We start from the raw sequence: 5,322 nt of genomic DNA, 5'->3' as shown, positions 1-5,322 counted from the left end.
GCCTCATCCTCCTGGGCATTCTGGACGAGATGGCGCGGGCCGGGGCACTCGCCCCCGGCCGCGGCGGCGATGCGGTGTGGTCGTGCTGGGCGGTCGTCCACGGCATGGCCGAACTGTGCGTCCACGGCCCGCTCCAAGGACTGCCCCGCCAGGAGACCGACCGCCTCGCCGGCCAGACGCTGGACACCCTCATCGCGAGCCTGACCCGTGACGTGCACAGGTGAGCCGCAACCATACGGCGAAGGCGCACCCGGGGCCGTGCGCGCCGAGGCAAGGGCGGCTTGACCCGACAGTGATAGTGACTGTTTACTATCTTACGTGACGGCGAAACGGCGCCCGCGGGTGGGCGCTCGGCAGCGGCGCGAGGAGGTCATCGAGGCCGCCCTCGTGGAGTTCTCCCGCAAGGGCCTGCGTGGCGGCTCGACGATCGCCATCGCCCGCCGGGCCGGCCTGTCCCACGCCAACCTGTTCCGGCTGTTCCCCACCAAGAAGAAGCTGTTCCTGGCCGTGCTCACCCGGGGTGTTCGAGAAGATCGAGCGGGAGATGCCGGCCGTGGAGGACATCTGGGCGGTGCCGATCGCGCGGCGCGAGCCGCTGCTCATGCGCCGCCGCCGGGGCCCTGCACATCCTGGCCTCGGCGATGGAGTCGCCGCGTCCGCACCGGCCTTCTGATCTTTTTTTCACTAATGATAGTGATCACTCACTAGCATAAGGGACCGAAATGACCACGACCTTGATTTCCCGGACCGCCCGTCGCCGCTGGTGGTGGGCCTTGTGGGGCCTGATGGCCGTGCTCGCGGTCGGCATCGCCGCCTACGCGGTGCCGCCGTACCTGACCGGCGACCCCGCCGACAGCGCGCTGCCGCTCCGCCCGGACGTGGCCCTGCACTACCTGTCCCTGGTGGTGCACGCCGTACCGGGCGGCCTGGTCCTGATCATCGGCCCGTTGCAGTTCATGACGCGGTTGCGCGTCAGCAACCCCAAGGTGCACCGCGTCCTCGGCCGGATCTACATGATCTCGATCGTGGCCGGCTCCATCGCGGCGATCGTGGCCGCCACCTACTCGCTGGACGGTTTCCCCTCCCAGGTCGCGTTCTACCTGCTCACGGCCGCGTGGCTGTATACGGTGGGCAAGGCGTACCAGGCCATCCGCCGCGGCGAGGTGCAACTGCACCGGATCTGGATGATCCGCAACTACGCCCTGACCTTCGCCGCCGTGACGCTGCGGATCTACCTGATCATCGGCATGGCGGTGCGCGCGTCGGTCGCCGACCTGGCCTTCGAGGACGTCTACACCACCAGCGTGTGGGCCTCCATCCTGATCAACGTGGTCGTGGCCGAGTACTTCATCATCCACCGCACCCTGATGCCGCTGGCCCGCCGCCGGCAGCGCCGCGACTCCGCCCCCGCCGCGCAGAACACCGAAGAGGACGCCGTGCCGACCCACGCCGGGAAGAAGGGCTGACCCGCGCGCCCGGCGAACCACCTGTCACACACGCCGGTGCGGCAGGCGGTTTCCGATCAGCAGCAGCCGGCGCTCGCCTCGGCCTGGATCTTGTGCGGCCGCACCGCCGGGTCGTACAGCGGCCGCAACGGCACACGTTCGGAGGTACTGATCAGTCGCGTGTGACCTCCGGCGCGGGATCGGTGCAGAGCCGGGTGTGCAAGGTGGTGTACGCCCAGTCCTCCCATGTCTCGGGTGACCAGCCCCGGTCGCGGACGAAGATCAGGTAGAGCTCGGGGCTGAGCAGGCCGAACAGCAGGTCGGCCGCCTTGACGGCGGTGACCTCCGGGCGGGCACCGGGCTTGCCGGTCAGGGACCGGGCCGCGGCGTGCTGGACGGTGTGGCGCGGGTCCTGGCCGCCGGGCCACTGCGCGGCGATCTCGGGGTCGGTGGCCGCCGCGGCCGCGATCAGCGGCATGATCGGCGCGACCCGGCCGAGGACCTCGCAGGTACCGCGGACGTGCGCGCGCAACTGCTCGGCCGCGGTGGGGGCGGCGCACGCGGCGCGGAACCACTCGCGGTCCATGGTGGCGACCGGCTCGGTGTCACCGGCGATGGAGGTGTCCACGACGTCCTTGAGCAACGTGCGCTTGTTGCCGAAGACGAAATAGATGGTCTGCACGGCCACGCCCGCCCGGTCCGCGACCTCCCGGCGAGGGGTCGGCCCAGAAGGCCCGCGCGCTGTTCCACGGGGCGCCAAGTCCCTCCTCGTGGGCGTTGCCGTTTTGCACGATGAGCCCGAGGATGCGCTCCGGATGCCGGGTGGCCAGGTGATAGCCGACCGGGGCGCCGAAGTCGTGCAGGTAGACGAAGAACTTCCGCACCCCGATCCGGTCCAGGAACGCCTCGACGGTGTCGGCCAGGCCGGCGAAGGTGTAGTCGTAGGAATCGACGCCCGGCACGGCGGAGAACCCGAAGCCCGGCAAGTCGGGGGCGATGACCCGGCTCACCTCGGCCAGCGGCGCCAGGACGTGCCGGAAGGTGTGCGAACAACTCGGGAAGCCGTGCAGCAGCAGGCAGGGCTTGTCCGCCGTGCCGGCCTCCCGGTGAAGATTTCGATCCCGCCGATGTCCAGGCTGCGATGGCCGGGCTTGTCGCTCATCCGCATCCTTCAGACACTACAGAGAGTGACCGCCTTTCGCGCGCTCCTGCGGGACGGCGGGCAGACCGTCGAGGAGAGCAACACCTCCGGGCTGGAGCCGGACTCACCGAGGGGCCCTGATCGTCGCTGACCGGTGGTCAGGTGGTCCCCGATGAGCTGGGCCTGAAGCTGGAGACGGCGGGCCTGGACCTGCTGGGCCGGGCGCGGAAGATCGTGCTGAGCAAGGACGAGACCTGCCCTTTCCTGCCCACTCCGGCCGACATGCTGCGAATCGGGTAGGAGGTGACCGGGCGCCGAAACCGGCCGGCGTCCGCCTGCCTCGACGATCGGGAGCGTGCCGGATGACTTATTGCGACCAGTGGCTGGTGGTCGGGTTCGACCGGCACCCGGCCGCCCGGACCGCCCTGGAGACGGCCGCGTCCCTGGCCCTGCGGCTGCCCGCCCGCCTGCTGGTGGCGCACGTCCTGGATCTGGACGACTACCCGCTCGACCCTGATGCCGCCGACTGGGAGGCGGCCGCCGGGCAGGCCGTCGCCGCCGAACGCGCCCAGGCCGCCGAACTGCTCACCGGCCACCCGCTGCCCTGGACGTTCCAGGTCGAACACGGCGAACCCGCCCCGCGGCTGCTGGACCTGGCGGCCCGGCACGACGCCCTGATGATCGTCATCGGGGCCGCCCGGCACGAGCTGGGCGCGCACCTGCTGACCGGCTCGGTCGCCAGGCACCTCACCCAGCACGCCGACCGGCCGGTGCTGCTGGTCCCCGTGGCCGGCCCAGGCACCAGCGGGCCCCCGGACCGGCCGCGGAGCGGCGGTCAGGGCGCGTCGTACCCCAGGGAGTAGGCGCCGCCACCGCTGTAGGAGTGCAGCCGGTAGCGGTAGTAGCCGGCCCCGCCCGTGTAGGCCAGGCTCTCATCCGCTTCCGAGGCGGTGGACTGGGCCACCGCGCTCCACGCCGAGCCGTTCCACTTCTCCAGGTACAGGTCGAAGTCGGCTGAGTCCGGCCCGTCCAGGCAGGCGCGGTGCGTGCCCGAGACCGTCGTCTGGAAGTAGCGGCCGTCCGGCTGGTACTGCGTCTGCGAGGCCGTCAGCGACCCGGTCTTGGTGGTCTCGAAACCCTGGCAACCCGAGACCGTGCCCACGTTGAGGGTGTAGCCGGTGGTGCGGGTGACGGTGGGGCCGGCCGCGTTGATGGTGATCGGATAGGTGCCGGCCGGTGTCCGGGCGGAGGTGATGATCGTCATGGTGGACGCCGTGCCGGACGGGATCACCGGAGGATCGAAGGCCGCGGTCACCCCTTCGGGCAGCTCGCTCGTGCTCAGCGCGAGGTTCTCCACCTTGCCACCGCCGGTCACGGTGGCGACCTGGGCGGTGACCGAACCACCGGGCTGGGCGCTCCCTTCCTGCGGGCTGACCGCGACCGAGTAGTCGTCGCCGCCGGTGGCGGGGTGTTGTCGATCAGCGCGGCGATCTCGTTGTAGACCAGCGTGATCCGGGTCCCCCAGTTCGGGCAGCCGCCGAGGTGGTGCAGCGCGATCACCTTGTGGCTGGAGGCGGCGAGCACCGGCGAACCGGAATTGCCGCCCGAGGTGTCGCACCGGTAGCCGGTGTTGACCCCCGACGAGGCCACGTCGATCTTGCAGGTGGCCCCGCCCTGGGTGTCCTCGTACAGCGACAGCCGCTTGGGCTTGATGTCACCGTGGCCGGGGATGTAGATGCGCTCACCGGCCACCGGCTCGCGCGCTTCGAGGTACAGCGTCCCGTACTGCTGGATGGCGGCCGGATCGCTCACGCTGAACAGCGTGTAGTCCAGCGCGTTGAGCGCGCTGGTCTTGATGAACTGCCCCGGGCCCACCTTGGTGCCGGTCTGCGTGTCGGAACCCCCGCAGGTCGCGCACTGGCGGCCGAAGACGAACTCGCTGGCCCGCAGGTCCGCCTCACTTTCCATGCAGTGATGGTTGGTCAGCAGCCGGTTGGTGTTGCCGACCCGCCATACCGTGCAGGAGCCGAGCCCGTTGAGGAGCTGCTGGCCGACGGCCTGGCTGCGGGCGAACTCGACCGGGTGGCTGTCGCGGTAGCAGACCACGTCGCGGCGGGCGTCGATACCGCACACCGACAGCGTTCGTGACCGCTCGGCCTGCTCCGCGGCGGTGAAGCCGCGCCAGTACCGGTCGATCCGCGCCCCGTACCCCAGCCGGGCGAGCCGGGCCGCGCCGGGCCGCTGGAGGCGCGCGTGCAAGGTGATCACCGCGGTGTCACCGTCGATCGACAGCGCGGCGAACCCGCGCCGGCCGTGCTCGGTGTGGTCCGAGCCGCCGGCGTTGGCGCCGCGCGTGGGGTCGCCGTAGTAGGTGTGCACCTCGCGCCGCGCCGGGTCGCTCACCGTGACACGGTCGCCCGGCAGCAGCCGTAACGCCGCGAAGTGCACCTTCACATAGCTCGCGCCCCGCTCGTGGATCCGCGTGCTCCAGGTACGACCGGCGGCGCCGTAGCGCAGGGCGATGTCGCCGTCGCGGGCCTCGCCGACCGGATCGGCCGGATTCTCCTGCGGGACCGCTTGGGTGGCTGCGGACGCCTGCGGCATCAGGGGCGGCGCGGCGGCCAGGAAGAGCGCCGACAGCAGCGCCGTGAGGAATCGTCGTCGATGTCTCATGGTGGGGGGACCTCCACGGGGCGGGCCGCCGGTGCGCAGGTCGTGCGCGTGACGGCTGGGGGG

The 5,322-nt window shown here is 71.2% G+C and carries 9 protein-coding genes; 5 read left to right on the top strand and 4 right to left on the bottom strand.

What is annotated here, in order from left to right; translation table 11 throughout:
- From C1I98_RS42075 to C1I98_RS34525, 3 genes are all read left to right on the top strand, one after another.
- Positions 1 to 224 (top strand): WHG domain-containing protein (locus C1I98_RS42075; protein WP_199537445.1); only part of this gene is annotated, 224 nt, incomplete at its 5' end.
- Positions 225 to 318: 94 nt separating this feature from the next.
- Positions 319 to 708 (top strand): TetR/AcrR family transcriptional regulator, encoded by a 390-nt coding sequence (locus C1I98_RS45910; RefSeq protein ID WP_111171523.1) that lies wholly within the window; start codon positions 319 to 321, stop codon positions 706 to 708.
- Positions 709 to 722: 14 nt separating this feature from the next.
- On the top strand, positions 723 to 1,466 hold the full coding sequence (locus C1I98_RS34525) for a DUF2306 domain-containing protein (RefSeq protein ID WP_111171522.1): 744 nt from the start codon (positions 723 to 725) through the stop codon (positions 1,464 to 1,466).
- Between the two features lie 151 nt (positions 1,467 to 1,617).
- On the opposite strand, the gene C1I98_RS34520 is transcribed toward C1I98_RS34525, so the two are convergent.
- A complete protein-coding gene (locus C1I98_RS34520; RefSeq protein ID WP_199537443.1) occupies positions 1,618 to 2,127 on the bottom strand; it encodes a TetR/AcrR family transcriptional regulator in 510 nt (169 codons plus the stop codon).
- Entirely contained in the window at positions 2,051 to 2,464 is a 414-nt protein-coding gene (locus C1I98_RS34515; protein WP_233508431.1) for an alpha/beta fold hydrolase, read from the bottom strand. Before C1I98_RS34515 ends, C1I98_RS34520 begins: the two co-directional genes overlap by 77 nt.
- 284 nt (positions 2,465 to 2,748) lie before the next feature.
- Between C1I98_RS34515 and C1I98_RS42070 the strand changes: the two genes are divergently transcribed.
- Both C1I98_RS42070 and C1I98_RS34510 read left to right on the top strand, forming a co-directional pair.
- The gene (locus tag C1I98_RS42070; RefSeq protein ID WP_158558300.1) at positions 2,749 to 2,886 is read left to right on the top strand and encodes a hypothetical protein; all 138 of its coding nucleotides are present in this window, start codon (positions 2,749 to 2,751) and stop codon (positions 2,884 to 2,886) included.
- A 62-nt stretch (positions 2,887 to 2,948) separates the two neighbouring features.
- Positions 2,949 to 3,449: a universal stress protein gene (locus C1I98_RS34510; protein WP_111171521.1), complete on the top strand. Its 501-nt coding sequence runs from the start codon at positions 2,949 to 2,951 to the stop codon at positions 3,447 to 3,449.
- Here C1I98_RS34510 and C1I98_RS34505 read toward each other — a convergent pair.
- Together C1I98_RS34505 and C1I98_RS34500 are read right to left on the bottom strand one after the other, a co-directional pair.
- Positions 3,422 to 3,961 (bottom strand): hypothetical protein, encoded by a 540-nt coding sequence (locus C1I98_RS34505; RefSeq protein ID WP_111171520.1) that lies wholly within the window; start codon positions 3,959 to 3,961, stop codon positions 3,422 to 3,424. The two genes, C1I98_RS34510 and C1I98_RS34505, sit on opposite strands and share 28 nt — an antisense overlap.
- Positions 3,958 to 5,322: trypsin-like serine peptidase (locus tag C1I98_RS34500; RefSeq protein WP_233508429.1), on the bottom strand; the 1,365-nt coding region annotated here is incomplete at its 5' end. The genes C1I98_RS34505 and C1I98_RS34500, both read right to left, overlap by 4 nt.

Source organism: Spongiactinospora gelatinilytica (assembly GCF_003236385.1).
GTDB classification, from domain to species: Bacteria; Actinomycetota; Actinomycetes; order Streptosporangiales; family Streptosporangiaceae; genus Spongiactinospora; species Spongiactinospora gelatinilytica.
The sequence above is the reverse complement of the archived record's forward strand: the minus strand, read 5'-3'. Positions and strand labels throughout refer to the sequence as shown.